General features: G+C 42.3%; 19 protein-coding genes and 1 riboswitch. Of the genes, 16 read left to right on the top strand and 3 right to left on the bottom strand.

Translation table 11 applies throughout. From position 1 onward, the window contains the following. Window positions 1-71: 71 nt before the first annotated feature. The 11 genes from mvk (at window position 72) to tig (ending at window position 11,534) form a co-directional block, all read left to right on the top strand. Window positions 72-950, top strand: a complete 879-nt coding sequence (gene mvk, locus ACLNCV_RS02340) for a mevalonate kinase (protein WP_203212679.1) — start codon at window positions 72-74, stop codon at window positions 948-950. Further along, a complete protein-coding gene (mvaD, locus tag ACLNCV_RS02335; protein ID WP_261266038.1) occupies window positions 932-1,885 on the top strand; it encodes a diphosphomevalonate decarboxylase in 954 nt (317 codons plus the stop codon). The genes mvk and mvaD overlap by 19 nt, the downstream gene beginning before the upstream one ends. Continuing rightward, window positions 1,872-2,879: a phosphomevalonate kinase gene (locus ACLNCV_RS02330; protein WP_424844821.1), complete on the top strand. Its 1,008-nt coding sequence runs from the start codon at window positions 1,872-1,874 to the stop codon at window positions 2,877-2,879. The genes mvaD and ACLNCV_RS02330 overlap by 14 nt, the downstream gene beginning before the upstream one ends. Further along, window positions 2,863-3,873, top strand: a complete 1,011-nt coding sequence (gene fni, locus ACLNCV_RS02325; protein ID WP_424844820.1) for a type 2 isopentenyl-diphosphate Delta-isomerase — start codon at window positions 2,863-2,865, stop codon at window positions 3,871-3,873. Before ACLNCV_RS02330 ends, fni begins: the two co-directional genes overlap by 17 nt. 77 nt (window positions 3,874-3,950) lie before the next feature. After that, window positions 3,951-4,649 (top strand): cell wall-active antibiotics response protein LiaF, encoded by a 699-nt coding sequence (gene liaF, locus ACLNCV_RS02320; RefSeq protein ID WP_001224652.1) that lies wholly within the window; start codon window positions 3,951-3,953, stop codon window positions 4,647-4,649. Further along, window positions 4,646-5,644, top strand: coding sequence for a sensor histidine kinase (locus ACLNCV_RS02315; protein WP_125443754.1), 999 nt, complete (start codon window positions 4,646-4,648; stop codon window positions 5,642-5,644). Before liaF ends, ACLNCV_RS02315 begins: the two co-directional genes overlap by 4 nt. Before the next feature lie 10 nt (window positions 5,645-5,654). Beyond that, the gene (locus ACLNCV_RS02310; RefSeq protein ID WP_049486946.1) at window positions 5,655-6,287 is read left to right on the top strand and encodes a response regulator transcription factor; all 633 of its coding nucleotides are present in this window, start codon (window positions 5,655-5,657) and stop codon (window positions 6,285-6,287) included. A 277-nt stretch (window positions 6,288-6,564) separates the two neighbouring features. Then, window positions 6,565-7,452, top strand: a complete 888-nt coding sequence (locus ACLNCV_RS02305) for a C40 family peptidase (protein ID WP_060627601.1) — start codon at window positions 6,565-6,567, stop codon at window positions 7,450-7,452. A gap of 52 nt (window positions 7,453-7,504) precedes the next feature. After that, window positions 7,505-8,695 (top strand): N-acetylmuramoyl-L-alanine amidase family protein, encoded by a 1,191-nt coding sequence (locus tag ACLNCV_RS02300; RefSeq protein WP_125393536.1) that lies wholly within the window; start codon window positions 7,505-7,507, stop codon window positions 8,693-8,695. Window positions 8,696-8,784: 89 nt separating this feature from the next. Further along, entirely contained in the window at window positions 8,785-10,029 is a 1,245-nt protein-coding gene (locus tag ACLNCV_RS02295) for an N-acetylmuramoyl-L-alanine amidase family protein (protein ID WP_060627605.1), read from the top strand. Between the two features lie 221 nt (window positions 10,030-10,250). Further along, window positions 10,251-11,534 carry a trigger factor gene (tig, locus tag ACLNCV_RS02290; RefSeq protein ID WP_084925926.1) on the top strand — a complete coding sequence of 428 codons (1,284 nt, stop codon included), beginning with the start codon at window positions 10,251-10,253 and terminating at the stop codon, window positions 11,532-11,534. A 47-nt stretch (window positions 11,535-11,581) separates the two neighbouring features. Here tig and recD2 read toward each other — a convergent pair whose 3' ends face one another. The 3 genes from recD2 to rnhC form a co-directional block, all read right to left on the bottom strand. Next, window positions 11,582-13,948, bottom strand: coding sequence for an SF1B family DNA helicase RecD2 (gene recD2, locus ACLNCV_RS02285; protein WP_153199190.1), 2,367 nt, complete (start codon window positions 13,946-13,948; stop codon window positions 11,582-11,584). A gap of 118 nt (window positions 13,949-14,066) precedes the next feature. Beyond that, the gene (lepB, locus tag ACLNCV_RS02280; RefSeq protein WP_261023151.1) at window positions 14,067-14,681 is read right to left on the bottom strand and encodes a signal peptidase I; all 615 of its coding nucleotides are present in this window, start codon (window positions 14,679-14,681) and stop codon (window positions 14,067-14,069) included. A 3-nt stretch (window positions 14,682-14,684) separates the two neighbouring features. Then, window positions 14,685-15,566, bottom strand: a complete 882-nt coding sequence (gene rnhC / locus ACLNCV_RS02275; RefSeq protein WP_261030433.1) for a ribonuclease HIII — start codon at window positions 15,564-15,566, stop codon at window positions 14,685-14,687. Window positions 15,567-15,652: 86 nt separating this feature from the next. Between rnhC and zapA the strand changes: the two genes are divergently transcribed. The 5 genes from zapA to ACLNCV_RS02250 all read left to right on the top strand — a co-directional run bounded on the left by zapA (window position 15,653) and on the right by ACLNCV_RS02250 (window position 21,273). Then, window positions 15,653-15,955 carry a cell division protein ZapA gene (gene zapA / locus ACLNCV_RS02270; protein WP_000002022.1) on the top strand — a complete coding sequence of 101 codons (303 nt, stop codon included), beginning with the start codon at window positions 15,653-15,655 and terminating at the stop codon, window positions 15,953-15,955. Continuing rightward, entirely contained in the window at window positions 15,952-16,500 is a 549-nt protein-coding gene (locus ACLNCV_RS02265; protein WP_261050709.1) for a CvpA family protein, read from the top strand. The genes zapA and ACLNCV_RS02265 overlap by 4 nt, the downstream gene beginning before the upstream one ends. A gap of 91 nt (window positions 16,501-16,591) precedes the next feature. After that, window positions 16,592-18,928 (top strand): endonuclease MutS2, encoded by a 2,337-nt coding sequence (locus ACLNCV_RS02260; RefSeq protein WP_261050710.1) that lies wholly within the window; start codon window positions 16,592-16,594, stop codon window positions 18,926-18,928. 163 nt (window positions 18,929-19,091) lie between these two features. Continuing rightward, a riboswitch (glycine riboswitch) is annotated at window positions 19,092-19,180 on the top strand. A gap of 90 nt (window positions 19,181-19,270) precedes the next feature. Then, on the top strand, window positions 19,271-20,593 hold the full coding sequence (locus tag ACLNCV_RS02255; protein ID WP_000891462.1) for an alanine/glycine:cation symporter family protein: 1,323 nt from the start codon (window positions 19,271-19,273) through the stop codon (window positions 20,591-20,593). Between the two features lie 131 nt (window positions 20,594-20,724). Then, window positions 20,725-21,273, top strand: coding sequence for a carboxymuconolactone decarboxylase family protein (locus ACLNCV_RS02250; RefSeq protein WP_000206767.1), 549 nt, complete (start codon window positions 20,725-20,727; stop codon window positions 21,271-21,273). The last annotated feature ends 73 nt before the right edge of the window (window positions 21,274-21,346 follow it).

The raw sequence follows: 21,346 nt of genomic DNA, 5'->3' as shown, positions 1-21,346 counted from the left end.
CTAGCTTCCTAGTTTGCCTTTTGATTTTCATTGAGTATGAGACGGTCTTTCCGTCTAGCTAAAAGGAAAACATGACAAAAAAAGTGGGTGTCGGTCAGGCACATAGTAAAATAATTTTAATAGGGGAGCATGCGGTCGTTTACGGTTATCCTGCCATTTCCCTGCCTCTTTTGGAGGTGGTGGTAACTTGTAAGGTAGTTCCTGCAGCGAGTCCTTGGCGTCTCTATGAGGAGGATACCTTGTCCATGGCAGTTTATGCTTCGCTGGAGTATTTGGATATCAAAGAAGCCTGCATTCGCTGTGAGATTGACTCGGCTATCCCTGAAAAACGGGGAATGGGTTCGTCAGCGGCTATCAGCATAGCGGCCATTCGTGCGGTTTTTGACTACTATCAGGCTGATCTGCCTCATGATGTACTAGAAATCTTGGTCAATCGGGCTGAGATGATTGCCCATATGAATCCGAGTGGTTTGGATGCTAAGACCTGTCTCAGTGACCAGCCTATTCGCTTTATTAAGAACGTAGGATTTACAGAGCTTGAGATGAATCTATCCGCATATTTGGTGATTGCAGATACGGGCGTTTATGGTCATACTCGTGAAGCCATCCAAGTGGTTCAAAACAAGGGCAAGGATGCCCTGCAGTTTTTGCATGCCCTGGGAGAATTGACCCAGCAAGCAGAAGAAGCGATTTCACAAAAAGATGCTGAAGGACTGGGACAAATCCTTAGTCAAGCGCATTTACATCTAAAAGAAATTGGTGTTAGTAGCCCTGAGGCGGATTCTCTAGTTGAAACGGCTCTTAGCCATAGTGCTCTGGGTGCCAAGATGAGCGGTGGTGGGCTAGGAGGCTGTATCATAGCCTTGGCAACCAATTTGACTCAAGCTCAAGAACTAGCAGAAAGATTAGAAGAGAAAGGAGCTGTTCAGACATGGATAGAGAGCCTGTAACAGTACGTTCTTACGCAAATATTGCTATTATCAAATATTGGGGAAAGAAAAAAGAGAAAGAGATGGTGCCTGCTACTAGCAGTATCTCTCTGACTTTGGAAAATATGTACACAGAGACGACTTTGTCATCTCTACCGACGGATGCGACAGCTGATGCCTTTTATATCAATGGTCAGCTACAGAGTGAGGCGGAGCATGCCAAGATGAGCAAGATTATTGACCGTTATCGTCCAGCTGGTGAGGGCTTTGTCCGTATTGATACTCAGAACAATATGCCTACCGCGGCGGGTCTGTCCTCAAGTTCTAGTGGTTTGTCCGCCCTGGTCAAGGCTTGTAATGCTTATTTCAAGCTTGGATTGGATAGAAGTCAGTTAGCGCAGGAGGCTAAGTTTGCTTCAGGCTCTTCTTCTCGGAGTTTTTATGGACCGCTAGGAGCCTGGGACAAGGATAGTGGAGAAATTTACCCTGTAGAGACAGACTTGAAACTAGCTATGATTATGTTGGTGCTAGAGGATAAGAAAAAACCAATCTCTAGCCGTGACGGGATGAAACTCTGTGTGGAAACTTCGACGACTTTTGACGACTGGGTACGTCAGTCTGAGAAGGATTATCAGGATATGCTGGTTTATCTCAAGGAAAATGACTTTGCCAAGGTTGGGGAGTTAACGGAGGAAAATGCCCTAGCTATGCACGCTACGACCAAAACAGCATCACCAGCCTTTTCTTATCTGACGGATGCGTCTTATGAAGCCATGGACTTTGTTCGCCAGCTACGTGAGCAAGGAGAGGCTTGTTACTTTACTATGGATGCTGGTCCCAATGTCAAGGTCCTCTGTCAGGAGAAAGACTTGGAGCATTTATCAGAAATCTTCGGTCAACGTTATCGCTTGATTGTGTCAAAAACAAAGGATTTGAGCCAAGATGATTGCTGTTAAAACTTGCGGAAAGCTCTATTGGGCAGGTGAATATGCTGTTTTAGAGCCAGGGCAGTTGGCCTTGATAAAGGCCATTCCCATCTATATGAAGGGCGAGATTGCTTTTTCTGATAGTTACCGTATCTACTCAGATATGTTTGGTTTCGCAGTGGATTTGACGCCGAATCCTGACTACAGCTTGATTCAAGAAACGATTGCTTTAGTGGAAGATTTCCTGATTTATCGAGGTCAAACTTTAAAACCTTTTTCTCTAGAAATCCGAGGAAAAATGGAACGAGAAGGGAAAAAGTTTGGTTTAGGTTCTAGTGGCAGCGTCGTTGTCTTGGTTGTCAAAGCTCTGCTAGCTCTATATAATCTTTCTGTTAATCAGGGCCTCTTATTCAAGCTGGCTAGTGCTGTCTTGCTCAAGCGCGGAGACAATGGTTCTATGGGGGACCTTGCCTGTATTGTGGCAGAGGAATTGGTTCTTTACCAGTCATTTAATCGCCAGAAGGTGGCTACTTGGTTGGAAGAAGAAAACTTAGCGACTGTTTTAGAGCGTGATTGGGGCTTTTCAATCTCACACGTACAACCTGCCCTAGAATGTGATTTCCTAGTGGGATGGACCAAGGAAGTGGCTGTATCGAGTCACATGGTCCAGCAAATCAAGCAAAATATCAATCAGAATTTTTTAAGTTCCTCAAAAGAAACGGTGGTTTCTTTGGTAGAAGCCTTGGAGCAGGGGAAAGTAGAAAAAAGCATCGAGCAAGTAGAAGCAGCCAGCAAGCTCTTAGAAGGCTTGAGCGCAGATATTTACACGCCTTCGCTTAGACAGCTGAAAGAAGCCAGTCAAGATTTGCAGGCTGTTGCCAAGAGTAGTGGCGCTGGTGGTGGTGATTGTGGTATTGCCTTGAGTTTTGATGAGCAATCAACTGAAACCCTAAAAAACCGTTGGGCCGATCTGGGGATTGAGCTCTTATACCAAGAAAGGATAGGACATGACGACAAATCGTAAGGACGAGCATATCCGCTATGCCCTTGAGCAGAAAAGTTCCTATAATAGCTTTGATGAGGTGGAGTTGATTCATTCTTCCTTGCCTCTTTACGATCTGGATGAAATCGATCTGTCGACAGAATTTGCTGGTCGAAAGTGGGATTTTCCTTTTTATATCAATGCCATGACAGGTGGAAGCGATAAGGGAAGAGAAATAAATCAAAAGCTGGCTCAGGTGGCGGAAGCCTGTGGGATTTTATTTGTAACGGGCTCTTATAGTGCGGCTCTCAAAGATCCATCAGATGCCTCTTTTTCTGTCAAGTCTAGTCATCCAAATCTCCTTCTTGGAACCAATATTGGATTGGACAAGCCTGTCGAGTTAGGACTTCAGACTGTAGAAGAGATGCATCCTCTTCTCTTGCAAGTCCATGTCAACGTCATGCAGGAATTGCTCATGCTTGAGGGAGAAAGGAAGTTCAGATGCTGGCAATCGAATCTAGCAGACTATAGCAAGCAAATCCCTGTTCCTATTGTCCTAAAGGAAGTGGGCTTTGGAATGGATGTGAAGACCATCGAGAGAGCCTATGAATTGGGCGTTCGAACCTTTGACCTGTCAGGTCGTGGTGGTACCAGCTTTGCCTATATTGAAAACCGTCGCAGTGGTCAGCGTGATTATCTCAATCAATGGGGCCAGTCCACCATGCAGGCTCTTCTCAATGCCCAAGACTGGAAAGACAAGGTTGAACTCTTGGTCAGTGGAGGGGTTCGGAATCCACTGGATATGATTAAGTGCTTGGTCTTTGGCGCAAAGGCTGTGGGACTGTCTCGAACAGTTTTGGAATTGGTTGAAAGCTACACAGTGGAAGAGGTGATTTCCATTGTCCAAGGCTGGAAAGACGATCTGCGTTTGATTATGTGTGCTCTTAATTGTGCCACCATAGCAGATTTGCAAAAAGTAGACTATCTTCTTTATGGAAAATTAAAAGAAGCAAATGATCAGATGAAAAAGGCGTAACCACCGCCTTTTTTTCCATCCTCAGACCGAGGTGACTTTTTTGAATTGTGATAAAATAGAAGGGAGAGGATGAACCTATGAGAAAATTTAAAATCTTTTTATTTATCGAAGCCTGTCTTCTGACAGGAGCTCTGATTTTGATGGTATCAGAGCATTTTTCGCGTTTTCTGCTGATTTTATTCCTCTTTTTGCTTTTGATTCGCTATTACACTGGTAAAGAGGGGAATAATCTTCTTTTAGTGGTGGCAACCATTCTCTTCTTTTTCATCGTCATGCTCAATCCTTTTGTGATTCTAGCTATTTTTGTTGCGGTCATCTATAGCCTCTTTCTTCTTTATCCGATGATGAACCAAGAAAAAGAGCAGACCAATTTGGTGTTTGAAGAGGTGGTAACGGTTAAGAAGGAGAAAAATCGTTGGTTTGGAAATCTCCATCATTTTTCAAGTTATCAAACTTGCCAGTTTGATGATATCAATCTCTTTCGTCTCATGGGCAAGGACACCATTCATCTGGAGAGGGTCATCCTAACCAATCATGACAATGTCATTATCCTCAGAAAGATGGTAGGAACGACCAAAATCATTGTGCCTGTAGACGTGGAAGTCAGTCTCAGCGTTAACTGTCTCTATGGTGATTTGACTTTTTTCAACCAGCCCAAGCGAGCCCTCCGAAATGAACACTATCATCAAGAAACAAGAGACTATCTTAAGAGTAACAAGAGTGTCAAGATTTTCTTGACCACTATGATTGGAGATGTTGAGGTGGTCAGAGGATGAAAAAACAAGCCTATGTAATGATTGCTCTCACCTCCATCCTGTTTGTCTTATTTCTGTCCCACAGCTTGCTGGACATCCTTGACTTTGACTGGTCTATTTTCTTGCATGATGTCGAAAAAACAGAAAAATTTGTCTTTTTGTTGTTGGTATTCAGCATGTCCATGACCTTTCTCTTAGCCCTGTTTTGGAGAGGTGTTGAAGAGCTTTCTCTAAGAAAAATGAAGGCCAATCTCAAGCGTTTATTGGCAGGGAAAGAAGTGGTTCAGGTTGCTGATCCAGATTTGGATGCCAGCTTCAAGTCCTTGTCAGGTAAACTTAATCTTTTGACAGAAGCTCTTCAAAAGTCTGAAAATCACAGTCTTACTCAGGAAGAGGAAATCATCGAGAAAGAACGAAAGCGGATTGCTCGGGATTTGCACGATACGGTTAGTCAGGAGTTGTTTGCGGCCCACATGATTTTGTCAGGTGTCAGCCAGCAGGCTTTGAAACTGGATAGAGAAAAGATGCAGACCCAGTTGCAGAGTGTCACAGCCATTTTAGAAACAGCTCAGAAGGACTTGAGAGTCTTGCTCCTGCATTTGCGCCCAGTTGAATTGGAACAGAAGAGCTTGATAGAAGGGATTCAAATTCTTCTAAAAGAGCTTGAGGACAAGAGTGATCTCAAGGTTAGTCTTAAGCAAAATGTATCTAAATTGCCTAAGAAAATCGAGGAGCATATCTTCCGTATTCTGCAAGAATTGATCAGCAATACCCTCCGCCATGCCCAGGCCTCTTGTCTGGATGTCTATCTCTATCAGACGGATCTTGAATTGCAGCTGAAGGTGGTGGACAATGGGATTGGTTTCCAGTTAGGGAGTTTAGACGACTTGAGTTATGGACTGCGGAATATCAAGGAGCGAGTCGAAGATATGGCAGGAACGGTTCAACTCTTGACAGCTCCCAAGCAAGGTCTGGCGGTTGATATCCGTATTCCCCTGTTAGATAATGAGTTATAAAGGAGTAGAGATGAAAATTTTACTAGTAGATGACCATGAAATGGTCCGATTGGGCTTGAAAAGCTACTTTGACCTCCAAGATGATGTAGAAGTTGTAGGTGAGGCTGCCAACGGATCTCAAGGCATTGACTTGGCCTTGGAACTGCGTCCAGATGTCATTGTCATGGATATCGTCATGCCTGAGATGAATGGAATTGACGCGACCTTGGCCATCCTCAAAGAATGGCCTGAAGCCAAGATTTTGATTGTGACCTCTTACTTAGACAATGAAAAAATCATGCCTGTCTTAAATGCTGGTGCTAGGGGCTATATGCTCAAGACTTCAAGTGCGGATGAATTGCTGCACGCTGTTCGTAAGGTAGCTACTGGGGAGCTGGCCATTGAGCAAGAGGTCAGTAAGAAGGTCGAATACCACCGCAATCATATAGAACTACATGAGGACTTAACTGCGCGTGAGCGAGATGTGCTTCAACTCATCGCCAAGGGCTACGAAAATCAGCGCATCGCAGACGAACTGTTTATCTCTCTCAAGACGGTCAAGACCCATGTGTCCAATATCCTAGCCAAACTTGAAGTCAGCGATCGTACCCAGGCGGCTGTCTATGCCTTTCAGCACCACTTGGTGGGTCATGAAGACTTTTAATAGTTATGTAAAAATAATATTGGAGAAGTAGCTGAACTTAGTATCAAAGAAGCAAGCAAGTACCTCTAGCACGATAAAATATTTTTTTCACAATGTTTTATGTTATTTGTTGACATTCATTTTATAGGGGAGTAAAATGAAGCTAAAGATAACTAAAGTAATGTAGTATTTATCAAAGGATATAAAAAATCCAAAAGGAGGTTAGAATCATGTCTCCGTAAATTATCAAAATAAGGTCACTAGAGCGTTAAGGAATTTTGAAGAAAGGATTTTTGTCATGAAAAAATATATTACTTATGCAGCTTTATTACTTACTTCAGGAGCTTTGTTATCAACTACTTATGTAGTTAATGCAGAAACTACAACGTCTACCACTAAAGTGACTACATCACAAACAACTTCACAGTATACAAGCGAGAAAGAAGCAATTGATCAACTTGTTAAAGAAGGTAAAATTAAGGTTGAAGATGCAGAACAAGTTAAGTTGGTAGGATTTTCTCCTAGAGAATTAACGCAAGTAGAAGGCGATCAAGAAAAAATAGCATTTAATCAAAATAGAGATGATAAAGGAACCTGGATGATAACAGATGGTCGCTGGTGGTTCAAATATACTTCAGGTGGGTATGCTAAACATTGGGAATTCTTAGATAAGAAATGGTATTATTTTGATGATCAAGGTTGGATGAAATCAAATGAGTGGATTAACCCAGATGGTAATTGGTACTATCTTTCAAATGACGGTTCCATGCTAACTGATTATAATAGAGTTAATGGGAAACCTTATTTCTTCAGATCTAACGGTGTTTGCGTAGAAAATAAAGGTCAGGCAATTGCTGAGTATGCAGAGACATTTGTAGATAAAATCCCATATGTTGGGGGTTGGGCAGACTTGAATAAGGGTGTAGATTGCTCAGGATTTACACATGCCATATATAAAAACTTTGACATTTACTTAGGAACTGATACTAGATCTCAATTTAAGCAAGGAATTGATGTAACTGGTAATGAAAAACCTGGAGATTTAATTTTCTTTAATAATCTTGAACATGTGGGAATTAATATTGGCGGTAACCAAGTGGTTCACGCAAATTATGTAAGAAAATTTGTAAACATAACTAACAATGAATACATTGGATCTATTGACGGAGCTAGACGAGTTTGGTAACAATAAAATTTAAATGTCATAAATAATTTGTTACTAATTGGAGGAAACGGCTATGAAAAAATCTAAACTACTTACACTTGGTTTGCTTGCAGGTGCTGGCCTACTTTTATCTATCAACCAAGCACAGGCTGCAGATACATGGGTAAAAAATGGTTCTGACTGGAATCTTTCTCAAGATGGCAGTCTAGCTAAAAACAAATGGGTGCAAAATGCTGGCTCTTGGTACCACTTTGACGGTTCTGGTAAAATGCAGACAGGCTGGTACAAGGAAGGCAATACATGGTATTCGCTCGCAGACAGTGGGGCTATGCGTACTGGCTGGTACAAGGAAGGCAATACATGGTACTCACTCGCAAATAGTGGGGCTATGCGTACTGGTTGGTACAAAGAAGGGTCTACTTGGTACTACCTCAAAGGCAGTGGCGCTATGGCAACAGGATGGGCAACTGCAAATGGTCAATGGTCTTACTTTGAAAAATCAGGTGCTATGGTAGCAGATAGAGCTGTTCCAGCAAGCGATGGGGAAAGTTATGTCATTGGTAAGGATGGTTATATGTTAACCAAACTCCCTAGTCAGGTTGAACAAGATCCTTTTGATGATACAGTTATTACAGATATCGTTACTTTGTCTGATGGTTATGACTATCACCTTGTTCATAAGAAAGATGGAGTTGTTATCGAAAAGAATGCCTGGTATATCAAACCTATTGTTGAACGTTTTTCTTATCAAAAGATTGGCGATATAAAACGAAATACTTTAGATGCCATTACTGATAATAAAAAACCAGGGGAAGAAATTGATCCTAAAGCTGTCATAAAGAATTTCCAAAACTTACCAAATAAGTATTACTTTGGAGCAGATGGACGTAAGGTTGCGAATCTACCAGAATTCACTACTCACTTCCCTATTCAAAAAGTTGGGTCTGAACTTTATCTTAAAAACTCAAGTCCAGTTATTAGTCTAGATTCATCTGGATTGACAATTAATGACAATAAACTTTATCTAAGAGGTGCCAATGATGATAATGGTAAACTTGTAACTGGATATTTTACAATGTTTATGGACGGATTATTATCTAAAGATCACCATATTTTGGGCTATGCAGATGAATCTGGTGAAATCGTGAAGATGAAAGTTTTGCCTAATGATTTCCGTGATTATATTGAAAAAGGAATTTCCGGTTTTTATGGAGAAACTGTTAGATATGACAGTTCAACAGGAAATGTTTCTGTTGTGAAATAAACTATCTGACATAGTAAAAAGAAAAAAGCGAACAGTTTTGTTTACTAGGAAGTCATGTTCATTTCACTATAGAACAGGAGGAAATAACTATGAAAAAATCTAAACTATTCACTCTTGGTTTGCTTATAGGTGCTGGTCTGCTTTTATCTATCAACCAAGCACAGGCTGCAGATACTTGGGTTAAAAATGGTGCTGACTGGAATCTTTCTCAAGATGGCAGTCTCGCTAAAAACAAATGGGTACAAAATGCTGGCTCATGGTATCATTTTGACAGCACTGGTAAAATGCAGACAGGCTGGCTCAAAGAAGGCAATACTTGGTATTCACTAGCAGATAGTGGTGCTATGCGCACAGGCTGGTACAAGGAAGGCAATACCTGGTACTCACTCGCAAATAGTGGTGCCATGCGCACTGGCTGGTATAAGGAAGGTAACACCTGGTACTCATTAGCTAATAGTGGCGCTATGCGTACTGGCTGGTACAAAGAAGGCAACACATGGTATTATCTTCATTTTAGTGGTTCTATGATGACAGGTTGGGAGTGCATAAATGGTGATTGGTATTATTTTGAACAATCAGGTGCAATGGCCTCTGATAGAGTTGTAAATTCTAGTGATGGAACAGGCTATATTCTCAGCAAGGATGGACATATGTTCACTTTACAAGATAGCCCTTATAAACATGATGATATTGTTCGTTTAGGCGATGGATATGAATATCTGATTAAAGCAAAATATGATGGGAATAAATTTACTGATGTTATAGTGGCTAAAAACACTTGGTATGTCAAACCTGAGTTCAAGAAGTTTTCCGACAAATATGGGGATCATGTTGCAAATATAACCTTAGCTTTAGTGGATAATAAAGAAAAAGGACAAGAAATTGATCCTAAAGCTGTTATTCGTAATTTCCAAAATCTGCCAGGTCGATATTACTTTGGAGCAGATGGTCGTAGAGTATTACCACTTCCAGAGATGACAACTAGATCAGAAATCAAAAAAGTTGGCAATGATCTTTATCTAGAAGACCCAGGTGTACGACTTAGACTTCCGTCTACTTACTTCACAATCAATAACAATAAACTATACTATTTAGAAAATGAACAAGGTAAGCTTAAAACAGGTTACTTTGTACTGATTGATGATGGAGCAACCACTACTCACTATCACATTCTAGCCTATGCGGATCAATCCGGTGAGATTCTTAAGATGAAACGCTTGCCATCAGGAGTTAGAGATTATCTTGACAAAGAAATCGATGGTTTCTATGGTCAAAAAATTAAGATTGAATCTCCACACTCAAACGAATATTACAAAGTGGTTGTGGTTAAATAAGAAAAACGAATCGCCTAATGAGGGATGTATGGGCGATTCGTTTTTTAACTGTAATCAGCCACTACTGAATACCTTTTATAAGATTATATTTGAATTCTAAAGAAAATTAAGAAGAAACCATACTTCCAGCAGGATTGAAAAGCGCATTCGTTACTTGAAAAAAGTCGCCCATTTATGTTATAATAGACTGTATTTAAAAAATTTTAAGGAGAAATGACAGAATGTCTGTATCATTTGAAAACAAAGAAACAAACCGTGGTGTCTTGACTTTCACTATCTCTCAAGACCAAATCAAACCAGAATTGGACCGTGTCTTCAACTCAGTGAAGAAATCTCTTAATGTTCCAGGTTTCCGTAAAGGTCACCTTCCACGCCCTATCTTCGACAAAAAATTTGGTGAAGAGTCACTTTACCAAGACGTTATGAACGCTCTTTTGCCAAATGCTTATGAAGCAGCTGTAAAAGAAGCTGGTCTTGAAGTGGTTGCTCAACCAAAAATTGATGTAACTTCAATGGAAAAAGGTCAAGACTGGGTTATCACAGCTGAAGTCGTGACAAAACCTGAAGTTAAATTGGGTGACTACAAAAACCTTGAAGTATCAGTTGATGTAGAAAAAGAAGTAACTGACGCTGACGTTGAAGAGCGTATCGAACGCGAACGCAACAACTTGGCTGAATTGGTTATCAAAGAAGCTGCTGCTGAAAACGGCGACACTGTTGTCATCGACTTCGTTGGTTCTATCGATGGTGTTGAATTTGATGGCGGAAAAGGTGAAAACTTCTCACTTGGACTTGGTTCAGGTCAATTCATCCCTGGTTTCGAAGACCAATTGGTAGGTCATTCAGCTGGCGAAACTGTTGATGTGGTTGTAACATTCCCAGAAGACTACCAAGCAGAAGATCTTGCAGGTAAAGAAGCTAAATTCGTAACAACTATCCACGAAGTAAAAGCTAAAGAAGTTCCAGCTCTTGACGATGAGCTTGCAAAAGACATCGACGAAGAAGTTGAAACACTTGCTGAATTGAAAGAAAAATACCGCAAGGAATTGGCTGCTGCTAAAGAAGAAGCTTACAAAGATGCAGTAGAAGGTGCAGCAATCGATAAAGCTGTAGAAAACGCTGAAATCGTAGAACTTCCAGAAGAAATGATTCACGAAGAAGTTCACCGTTCAGTAAATGAATTCCTTGGAAACTTGCAACGTCAAGGTATCAACCCTGACATGTACTTCCAAATCACTGGAACTACTCAAGAAGACCTTCACAATCAATATCAGGCAGAAGCTGAGTCACGTACTAAGACTAACCTTGTTATCGAAGCAGTTGCGAAAGCTGAAGGATTTGACGCTTCAGAAGAAGAAATCCAAAAAGAAATCGAGCAATTGGCAGCAGACTACAACATGGAAGTTGCACAAGTTCAAAACTTGCTTTCAGCTGACATGTTGAAACACGATATCACTATCAAAAAAGCTGTTGAATTGATTACAAGCACAGCAACAGTTAAATAATCTTAATAAACAAAAATCCCACCTGAATTGGTGGGTTTTCTTGTGTACTATTTTCCAAAAATCTCTTTGAGATCTGCGTCTGTAATCCCAATCATGGCTGGGATGCTATCCCAGTTTTCTTCGGTTAGGATGTAGGATTGTTCAGGGGCAGTTGATGTGGTAGTTTCAGAGACAGCTGGTTTATTATCTTCGACATTTTCCAATAGATCACTGAAGCGTTCAATCAGATAGGTTTTTCGGGCAGTTCCGATGTGCTGGGTAGCATAGTCGAAGGCCTGTAATTCACCTAGTAAGATAAGCTTGCTTTTGGCACGTGTAATGGCTGTGTAGATGAGGTTTCTCTCCAGCATACGCCTGCTAGCACTGGTGATAGGCAGGATGACAACTGGGAACTCACTTCCCTGAGATTTATGAATACTCATGGCATAGGCCAAGCGAATCTTGTACCATTCGTTACGTGGGTAAGAGACTTCGTTGCCATCAAAATCAATGACAATCTCGTCTTGTTTCGACTCGGTGTATTTACTCGGAATCAGGTCTGTGATGGCTCCTAAATCCCCATTAAAGACATTGATTTCAGCATCGTTGACCAAGTGAATGACCTTATCTCCCTTACGATAGTGGCACTGGGGAGCTTCAAAACTGAGTTGATCTTTTTGTGGTGGGTTTAGCAGGTCTTGCATGAGCTGATTGATAGCATCAATCCCTGCAGTCCCTCGGTACATGGGAGCCAGAACTTGGATATCACGGGCAGGAATACCACTTCTGAGGGCTGCGCTTAAGATTTTTTCAATAGTAGCAGGAATATGGCCACTAGCAATTTCAAAGTAGGAACGGTCTGCTTTTTTCTGGGTGAAATCAGCTGGCAAGATGCCCTGTCGAATCTGACTAGCTAGGGTGACGATGGTTGATTCTTCGCTTTGCCGGTAAATTTTTTCCAAGCGAGTCTGAGGAATCAAAGGAATATGAAGGAGGTCAGCTAGAACTTGTCCAGGGCTGACAGACGGTAGCTGGTCGCTGTCGCCCACGATGAGGATTTTACTGTTAGAAGAGATGTTGGAGAAGAGTTGGTTGGCCAGCCAAGTATCCACCATGGAAAATTCATCTACGATGATAAAGTCAGCATCCAGATAATCTTCCAGATGACTGGTATCATCGTCACCTGTCATTCCTAAATGTCGGTGTATGGTCGCGCTAAGCAAGCCTGTTAATTCATTCATGCGCCGAGCAGCTCGACCAGTTGGAGCAGCAAGAAGAATCGGCAGATTGCTTTTTTTCCTGATGTCAAGTCCTTCTAAAAGAGCATAAACAGCGATGATACCATTGATAACCGTTGTCTTACCAGTACCAGGCCCACCTGTCAGGATAAAGACCTTGTTCTGGATAGCGTCGCAGATAGCCTGTTTTTGAATATTATCATACTCAATCCCCAGTTCCTCCTCGACAGTAGCTATATGTTTTTGAATGGTTTTTAAATCATGACTCTTCTGTTTTCCTTTTTCAAGGATACGGACCAAGTGACTGCGGATGCCTTCCTCAGCGAAAAAGAGGCTATTGTCAAAGATTTTGGTATCAATCTGCTGAACCTTGTCTTCTTCAATCAGGTAGGAGAGTTCTTGGGCCACTTGGCTGGGATCCAGTTCCACGGGGCGGGAAGACTCAAGGAGGGTAAGGGTTTGTTCCAGCAAATCCCGTGCTTCAACATAGGTGTCCCCTGTTTCCATACAGGCCTGAAAAAGACTATGTACTAGACCGGCGCGGAAGCGTTCAGGAGCCTGACTTTCGATACCTAGTTCTTCCGCTAATTGGTCAGCAATGGTAAAGCCCAAGCCCTTGATATCCTCGACTAACTGGTAGGGATAATTTTCAACCACATCAAGGGTTTCTTCCTTGTAAAAGTCTTGAATCTGAAAGGCTAATTTATTGGGAATGCCGTAGTTGGCTAGTTTGGCTAAAACCATCTCTGTTCCGTAGTTGAGACGAAGAGTGGATACGAAAGCCTCGCGATTTTTGGCAGAGAGTCCTGAGATGCCTTCTAGCTTTTCTGGGTGTTGCAGAATTTCGTCAATGGTATTGTCACCATAGGTGTCCACGATTTTCTGAGCTGTCTTGAGACCAATTCCCTTGAAATGGCTACTTGAAAAGTACTTAACCAATCCCTTGCTAGTTGGTTTTGCACGTTCATAACGGCTGATTTGCAGTTGTTCCCCATACTTGGAGTGCTGGACAATTTGCCCCCAAAAAGTATAGTCTTCGCCTTCAATTACGTCAGCCATGGTTCCTGTTACAATGATTTCAAAATCATCAAAATCCTCTGCGTCCGTATCTTCGATTTCTAGGAGGAGGATGCGATAAAAATTGCTGGGATTTTCAAAAATAATCCGTTCAATGGTTCCTGAAAAATAAACTTCCATAAAATTCCTTTGCATGAATAGGTGAGAGTTGGGGTTGTTTTTACTATAGTCAATAAACGATCCCTTCTCACGATAGAAGAAGAGGCTGAGATTCTTGATTCTCGGCCTCTTAGGTCTCTTAAAATGTTCCGATACGGGTGATTGGCCAGAAGCGGAATTTAGCTTCCCCTGTGATATCTTTTGCTTTGAAGGTACCTACGTGGCGGCTGTCGCTCGAAACCAAGCGGTCATCTCCGAGGAGAAGGTATTCTCCTTCTGGGACAGTAAAGCTAAAGTTGGTGTTGTAGTTGACATCAACTGTGAAGGCTTGAGCTTTTTCAGCGATACTTCTAAAGAAAGTTCCTTTATTTCCTTCAAATCCCTTGCCTGAATAGGTGCTTTGGAGTTTGTCGTCCTTGAAGCGTTTGATGTAGTCTGCTAGGTAAGGCTCGTCCGTCTCTTTGTCATTGATGTAAAGTTTATCGTTTTCGTAACGGATGGTGTCGCCAGGCATTCCGATAACACGTTTGACGATGTCCTTATTCCCATCATCTTCATGGGCTACCACGATATCAAATCGGTCAATAGGGAGGTGTTTGACAACAAAGAGGATTTCGCCATCCGCTAGGGTAGGATCCATGGAATGCCCTTCTACGCGAACATTGCTCCAAAAAAAGATACGACTTAAAGCTAGTAATGACAGAATTAGGAGGAACAATCCCCACTCTTTTAGGAAATATTTAAATGAATTCATAATTTACCTCTCTAAGCGTTTTTTCGCTTTTTCAGTATTTTTAAAGTGCAGTTTGGCGCAGAAGTTAAGTCCCTGCATACCATAGGCTTGCAAAATCTGGCTAGCCACCTTGTCAGATGCCGTTCCAGCTCCACTTGGAAGTTGATAGCCCAGTTCTCGTTCCAGATTTTCAAGATTTTCCAGAAAGAGATCACGCGCAATGACAGAAGAAACTGCGACAGCCAAGTATTTGCCCTCAGCCTTTTCTTCTAGGCTGATAGGATTGCTGAAACGATTGGCCTCTTGTGCCAAGTACTTGTCATAATTTTTAGCACTGGTAAAGGCATCAATCACAATTTTCTCAGGCTGAACACCTTTTTGAAGGAGGAGATAGATAGCCTGATTATGGAGGGCAACCTTAACCGAAACAGCGTTGTAGCGGTCTCCGATGACCTCGTTGTACTTGCTTGGTGAGAGAAGCAGTGCCTGGTGCAGGATTTTTTCTTTGAGGATAGGGGCAATCTGACGGATCTTTTGGTCGGTCAGAGTTTTAGAATCCCCCACACCGAGTTTTCGCAAGAAGGCATGCTGGTCAGGTGTGACAAAGGAAGCCACCACTGCAAGCCCACCAAAGTAGGAACCATTCCCTACCTCATCTGTCCCAATCAAAGGGAAATTTTGTCCGCTGATTTCCTCTACAAACTGATAGCCAAAGAAACTGGCGTATTTCTCAGCTCCTTCACCCTGAAGCAAGACCTTTCCAGAAGTATAGATAGAAACGGTTGCTTGAGGCAGTTTCAAAAAATAGCGAATATAGGGGTTTTTACTGGGAGCCAGACTGGTTTGATAGTGTTCAAGAAAAGCCTGAATCTCCTTTTCGCTTGGTGTGAGTGTTATACTTGCCATAGTTTCTATTGTACCATAAAAGCAGGCAAATTTGTAAAAACTGACAAAGTTAGCGAATTTTGGTATAATATCGTGAGGTGAATTTTATGGCAAATCTAAATCGATTCAAATTTACATTCGGGAAAAAATCATTAACCTTGACAACCGAGCATGATAACCTTTTTATGGAGGAAATCGCCAAGGTTGCGACAGAAAAATACCAAGCAATTAAAGAACAAATGCCTAGTGCAGACGATGAAACAATCGCTCTTTTGTTGGCAGTCAACTGTTTATCAACTCAGCTCAGCCGTGAGATTGAATTTGATGATAAGGAGCAAGAATTAGAAGAATTGCGCCACAAGCTTGTGACTTGCAAGCAAGAACAGAGCAAGATTGAGGATTCCTTATGATTTCACTCCTTCTTCTATTGGTCTTGGCTTGGGGATTTTATATCGGCTATCGGAGAGGCCTGCTCTTACAGGTTTATTACCTGATTTCAGCCATGGCATCGGCTTTTGTGGCTGGCCAGTTTTATAAGGGACTTGGAGAGCAATTTCATTTGCTACTTCCTTATGCAAATCCGCGGGAAGGTCAGGGAACTTTCTTTTTCCCATCGGATCAACTCTTTCAGTTGGATAAGGTCTTTTACGCAGGGATTGGCTACTTGCTTGTATTTGGGATTGTCTATAGCATCGGTCGTTTGCTTGGTCTCCTCTTACACTTGATTCCTAGTAAAAAGCTTGGTGGCAAGTTGTTCCAAGTTTCAGCAGGTATCTTGTCCATGTTGGTGACCTTATTTGTCTTGCAAATGACCTTGACAATCTTGGCGACTATCCCCATGGCAGCTATACAAAATCCTCTTGAAAAGAGTATCGTCGCAAAACACATCATCCAGAGCATACCAGTAACAACCAGTTGGCTCAAACAAATCTGGGTGACAAATTTAATCGGATAAAAAGGGCAGGAGTTTTCCTAGCCCTTTGTTTACAGATTTGACTAGAATCTATCAGAATGTAAAAAGCTACCTCAAAGACAAGGAAATAACGATGAATAAGAAAATATTAGAAACATTAGAGTTCAATAAGGTCAAGGCCTTGTTTGAACCCCATTTGTTGACCGAGCAGGGCTTGGAGCAATTGAGACAGCTAGCTCCGACTGCTAAGGCAGATAAAATCAAACAGGCTTTTGCTGAGATGAAGGAAATGCAGGCACTCTTTGTTGAGCAACCGCATTTTACCATTCTCGCAACTAAGGAAATTGCAGGAATTTGCAAGCGTTTGGAGATGGGAGCGGACCTCAATATCGAAGAATTCCTGCTCTTGAAGCGCGTGCTTCTGTCTAGCCGAGAGCTGCAAAGTTTCTACGCCAATCTGGAAAATATTAGCTTGGAAGAATTAGCCCTTTGGTTTGAGAAATTACATGATTTTCCGCAATTACAAGGAAATCTCCAAGCCTTTAATGATGCAGGTTTCATTGAAAATTTTGCCAGTGAAGAATTGGCGCGCATCCGTCGAAAAATCCATGATAGCGAGAGTCAGGTACGCGATGTTTTACAGGATCTGCTCAAACAAAAAGCGCAGATGTTGACAGAAGGAATCGTTGCCAGTAGAAATGGCCGTCAGGTTCTACCTGTCAAAAACACCTACCGCAATAAGATTGCAGGTGTCGTTCATGATATTTCTGCTAGTGGAAATACCGTCTATATTGAACCCCGTGAGGTGGTCAAACTGAGCGAAGAAATTGCCAGTTTACGAGCAGATGAGCGCTATGAAATGCTTCGCATTCTCCAAGAAATTTCTGAGCGTGTTCGCCCTCATGCGGCTGAGATTGCCAATGATGCTTGGATTATCGGCCGTTTGGACTTGATTCGTGCCAAGGTTCGCTTTATCCAAGAAAGGCAAGCAGTCGTACCTCAGCTGTCAGAAAATCAAGAGATTCAACTGCTCCATGTCTGCCATCCTTTGGTCAAAAATGCCGTCGCAAATGATGTCCATTTTGGCCAAGATTTAACAGCCATTGTCATTACAGGTCCCAATACGGGCGGGAAGACCATCATGCTTAAAACTCTGGGATTGACGCAGGTTATGGCTCAGTCCGGTTTGCCGATTTTGGCAGACAAGGGAAGTCGTGTTGGTATTTTTGAAGAAATCTTTGCTGATATTGGCGATGAGCAATCTATTGAACAGAGCTTGTCTACCTTTTCTAGCCATATGACCAATATTGTGGATATTCTTGGCAAGGTCAATCAACATTCGCTCTTGCTCTTGGATGAGTTGGGGGCTGGTACAGATCCCCAAGAGGGAGCTGCCCTTGCCATGGCTATTCTGGAAGACCTTCGCCTGCGTCAAGTCAAGACCATGGCTACGACTCATTATCCAGAACTCAAGGCCTATGGTATTGAGATAACCTTTGTGCAAAATGCCAGCATGGAGTTTGATACAGCAACTCTTCGCCCGACCTATCGCTTTATGCAGGGTGTTCCTGGTCGAAGCAATGCCTTTGAAATTGCCAAACGTTTAGGACTATCTGAAGTTATCGTAGGAGATGCTAGCCAGCAGGTCGATCAGGACAATGATGTCAACCGGATTATTGAGCAACTGGAAGAGCAGACGCTTGAAAGTCGTAAACGCTTGGACAATATCCGTGAGGTGGAGCAAGAAAATCTCAAGATGAACCGTGCTCTAAAAAAACTTTACAACGAGCTCAATCGTGAAAAGGAAACCGAGCTTAATAAGGCGCGTGAACAGGCTGCTGAGATTGTGGACATGGCTCTAAGTGAGAGTGACCAGATTCTCAAAAATCTCCACAGTAAATCGCAACTCAAGCCCCACGAAATTATTGAAGCCAAGGCTAAGCTGAAAAAATTGGCTCCTGAAAAAGTAGATTTGTCTAAAAATAAGGTTCTTCAAAAGGCCAAGAAAAAACGAGCTCCAAAGGTGGGAGATGATATCGTGGTTCTCAGTTACGGTCAGCGTGGTACCTTGACCAGTCAACTCAAGGACGGTCGCTGGGAAGCCCAAGTTGGCTTGATTAAGATGACTTTAGAAGAGAAAGAATTTGACCTCGTTCAAGCCCAGCAAGAAAAGCAAGTCAAGAAGAAACAGGTCAATGTCGTGAAACGAACTTCTGGTCGTGGACCACAAGCCAGACTGGACCTTCGAGGCAAGCGCTATGAAGAGGCCATGAATGAGCTAGATGCCTTTATCGACCAAGCTTTGCTTAACAATATGGCTCAAGTTGATATCATCCATGGTATCGGAACAGGTGTCATCCGTGAAGGTGTCACCAAATACCTACAAAGAAACAAGCATGTCAAGAGTTTCGGCTATGCCCCACAAAATGCTGGAGGCAGTGGCGCGACTATTGTCACTTTTAAAGGATAGCAGTATTCTGGACTTTATAAAGTAAAAACTGTTGAACTAATTTTTACTAATAAACAAATTGACAAAATCCAACATTTTTTGTAAAATAAGAATTAATTAAATACCAACACCGAATGAAGTTTAATAGAAGTGGGGAATCGTTTGATTTTTCATGACTGTAAATGGACGGAACTCTGGAGAGACCGTAAAGGCACCGAAGGGGCAAGGCAGGCAACTGCTCAAACTCTCAGGTAAAAGGACAGAGCTAGGATAGACCGCTTTTTAGCATTTATCTAAGCATTCCAGAGTACATGTATCTTGCATGTGCTCTTTCTTTTGGGGTTGAAAAGATAGGAGAAGGAAATGTTAGAATTGCTTAAATCAATCGATGCTTTTGCTTGGGGCCCACCCCTTTTGATTTTATTGGTCGGAACAGGGATTTACCTAACTGCTCGTCTAGGACTTTTGCAGGTTTTGCGTCTGCCCAAGGCTTTCCAGCTTATTTTTACTAAGGACAAGGGGCATGGCGATGTGTCCAGCTTTGCGGCCTTGTGTACAGCCCTCGCAGCGACAGTTGGTACGGGAAATATTATCGGGGTGGCGACAGCTATCAAGGTCGGTGGACCAGGAGCCCTCTTTTGGATGTGGATGGCTGCTTTCTTTGGGATGGCTACCAAGTATGCGGAAGGACTACTAGCTATCAAATACCGCACCAAGGACGACCATGGTGCAGTAGCGGGAGGTCCCATGCACTATATCCTTCTAGGGATGGGAGAAAAGTGGCGTCCCCTTGCTATCTTCTTTGCCCTGGCAGGTGTGCTAGTAGCTTTATTGGGAATCGGAACCTTCACCCAGGTCAACTCGATTACAGAATCTATCCAAAATACAACAACTATTTCGCCAGCCATCACAGCTCTTGTGTTGTCTGTATTTGTAGCGATTGCTGTCTTTGGTGGACTCAAGTCCATTTCAAAGGTTTCAACTACTGTTGTTCCTTTTATGGCTATCATTTATATTTTGGGAACTCTTACAGTTATTTTCTTTAATATTGGGAAAATCCCTGCCACAATCGCTTTAATCTTGACATCGGCTTTTAGTCCAGTTGCTGCGGTAGGTGGATTTGCTGGCGCTAGCATTCGAATGGCTATTCAAAATGGTGTGGCGCGAGGTGTTTTCTCGAACGAATCTGGTCTGGGTTCGGCTCCCATTGCAGCAGCTGCGGCTAAGACAAATGAACCAGTAGAGCAAGGATTGATTTCCATGACAGGAACCTTTATTGATACCCTCATTATCTGTACCTTGACTGGTTTGACCATCTTGGTGACTGGTGTTTGGAGCGGCGACTTAAATGGGGTTGCCTTGACTCAGTCAGCCTTCTCAACAGTCTTTTCACACTTTGGACCTGCCCTTTTGACCATCTTCCTTGTTCTCTTTGCCTTCACGACAATTTTAGGTTGGAACTATTATGGAGAGCGCTGTTTCGAGTTTCTCTTCGGTGTTCGCTTTATCTGGCTCTACCGTGTGGTCTTTGTGCTCATGGTCTTGCTGGGAGGATTTATCGAGTTGGATATGGTTTGGATTATCGCAGATATCGTCAACGCCTTGATGGCTTTGCCAAACTTGATTGCTCTCTTGGTTTTATCACCAGTTGTTATTGCTGAGACTAAAAAGTATTTTAATAAATAATGAAATCACACATCGCGTGTGATTTTTTGATTTCATAAAAAATTTCTATCGGTGCAATTTAAAATATATATTATGCAAGGTATAGAATCTGTGATAGACTAGGTTTCAACAAAATGAAAAGAGGTTTTATAATGACAACATTTACAATTCATACAGTAGAATCAGCACCAGCAGAAGTGAAAGAAGTTCTTGAAACAGTAGAAAAAGATAACAATGGCTATATTCCCAACCTAATCGGTCTCTTGGCTAATGCACCTACTGCCTTAGAAGCCTACAGAACTGTCGGAGCTATCAACCGCCGCAATAGCCTGACACCTGTTGAGCGCGAAGTGGTGCAAATCACGGCAGCCGTAACTAATGGTTGTGCCTTCTGTGTCGCAGGTCACACAGCCTTTTCAATCAAACAAATCCAGATGAATGATGACCTGCTTCAAGCCCTCCGTAATCGCACTCCGATTGAAACAGATCCCAAATTGGATACCCTAGCTAAGTTTACCTTGGCAGTTATCAATACCAAGGGTCGTGTAGGAGATGAAGCCTTAGCTGAGTTTTTAGAAGCTGGTTATAGCCAACAAAATGCCTTGGATGTAGTCCTTGGTGTCAGCCTAGCAAGCCTCTGTAACTATGCCAACAACCTAGCCAATACACCAATTAATCCAGAATTGCAACCTTATGCATAATTCATATCTGAGCAAAAAATGAAGTCTGAAATCAACGGACTTCGTTTTTTTAAGTCCTCATTTAAGCGCTTTT

It is taken from the genome of Streptococcus sp. CL5.50 (genome assembly GCF_049738015.1).
Classification (GTDB): domain Bacteria; phylum Bacillota; class Bacilli; order Lactobacillales; family Streptococcaceae; genus Streptococcus; species Streptococcus mitis_CA.
This window is presented reverse-complemented; position numbering and strand designations above follow the sequence as displayed.

Excerpts from the sequence above, each read along its gene's own strand:
- recD2 (WP_153199190.1), bottom strand. The coding sequence starts at position 13,948 with ATGGAAGTTTATTTTTCAGGAACCATTGAACGGATTATTTTTGAAAAT.
- mvaD (WP_261266038.1), top strand. The coding sequence starts at position 932 with ATGGATAGAGAGCCTGTAACAGTACGTTCTTACGCAAATATTGCTATT.
- ACLNCV_RS02305 (WP_060627601.1), top strand. The coding sequence starts at position 6,565 with ATGAAAAAATATATTACTTATGCAGCTTTATTACTTACTTCAGGAGCT.
- ACLNCV_RS02295 (WP_060627605.1), top strand. The coding sequence starts at position 8,785 with ATGAAAAAATCTAAACTATTCACTCTTGGTTTGCTTATAGGTGCTGGT.
- mvk (WP_203212679.1), top strand. The coding sequence starts at position 72 with ATGACAAAAAAAGTGGGTGTCGGTCAGGCACATAGTAAAATAATTTTA.
- rnhC (WP_261030433.1), bottom strand. The coding sequence starts at position 15,566 with ATGGCAAGTATAACACTCACACCAAGCGAAAAGGAGATTCAGGCTTTT.
- ACLNCV_RS02300 (WP_125393536.1), top strand. The coding sequence starts at position 7,505 with ATGAAAAAATCTAAACTACTTACACTTGGTTTGCTTGCAGGTGCTGGC.
- ACLNCV_RS02315 (WP_125443754.1), top strand. The coding sequence starts at position 4,646 with ATGAAAAAACAAGCCTATGTAATGATTGCTCTCACCTCCATCCTGTTT.
- ACLNCV_RS02330 (WP_424844821.1), top strand. The coding sequence starts at position 1,872 with ATGATTGCTGTTAAAACTTGCGGAAAGCTCTATTGGGCAGGTGAATAT.
- fni (WP_424844820.1), top strand. The coding sequence starts at position 2,863 with ATGACGACAAATCGTAAGGACGAGCATATCCGCTATGCCCTTGAGCAG.
- ACLNCV_RS02265 (WP_261050709.1), top strand. The coding sequence starts at position 15,952 with ATGATTTCACTCCTTCTTCTATTGGTCTTGGCTTGGGGATTTTATATC.
- ACLNCV_RS02260 (WP_261050710.1), top strand. The coding sequence starts at position 16,592 with ATGAATAAGAAAATATTAGAAACATTAGAGTTCAATAAGGTCAAGGCC.
- lepB (WP_261023151.1), bottom strand. The coding sequence starts at position 14,681 with ATGAATTCATTTAAATATTTCCTAAAAGAGTGGGGATTGTTCCTCCTA.
- liaF (WP_001224652.1), top strand. The coding sequence starts at position 3,951 with ATGAGAAAATTTAAAATCTTTTTATTTATCGAAGCCTGTCTTCTGACA.
- zapA (WP_000002022.1), top strand. The coding sequence starts at position 15,653 with ATGGCAAATCTAAATCGATTCAAATTTACATTCGGGAAAAAATCATTA.
- tig (WP_084925926.1), top strand. The coding sequence starts at position 10,251 with ATGTCTGTATCATTTGAAAACAAAGAAACAAACCGTGGTGTCTTGACT.
- ACLNCV_RS02255 (WP_000891462.1), top strand. The coding sequence starts at position 19,271 with ATGTTAGAATTGCTTAAATCAATCGATGCTTTTGCTTGGGGCCCACCC.
- ACLNCV_RS02310 (WP_049486946.1), top strand. The coding sequence starts at position 5,655 with ATGAAAATTTTACTAGTAGATGACCATGAAATGGTCCGATTGGGCTTG.
- ACLNCV_RS02250 (WP_000206767.1), top strand. The coding sequence starts at position 20,725 with ATGACAACATTTACAATTCATACAGTAGAATCAGCACCAGCAGAAGTG.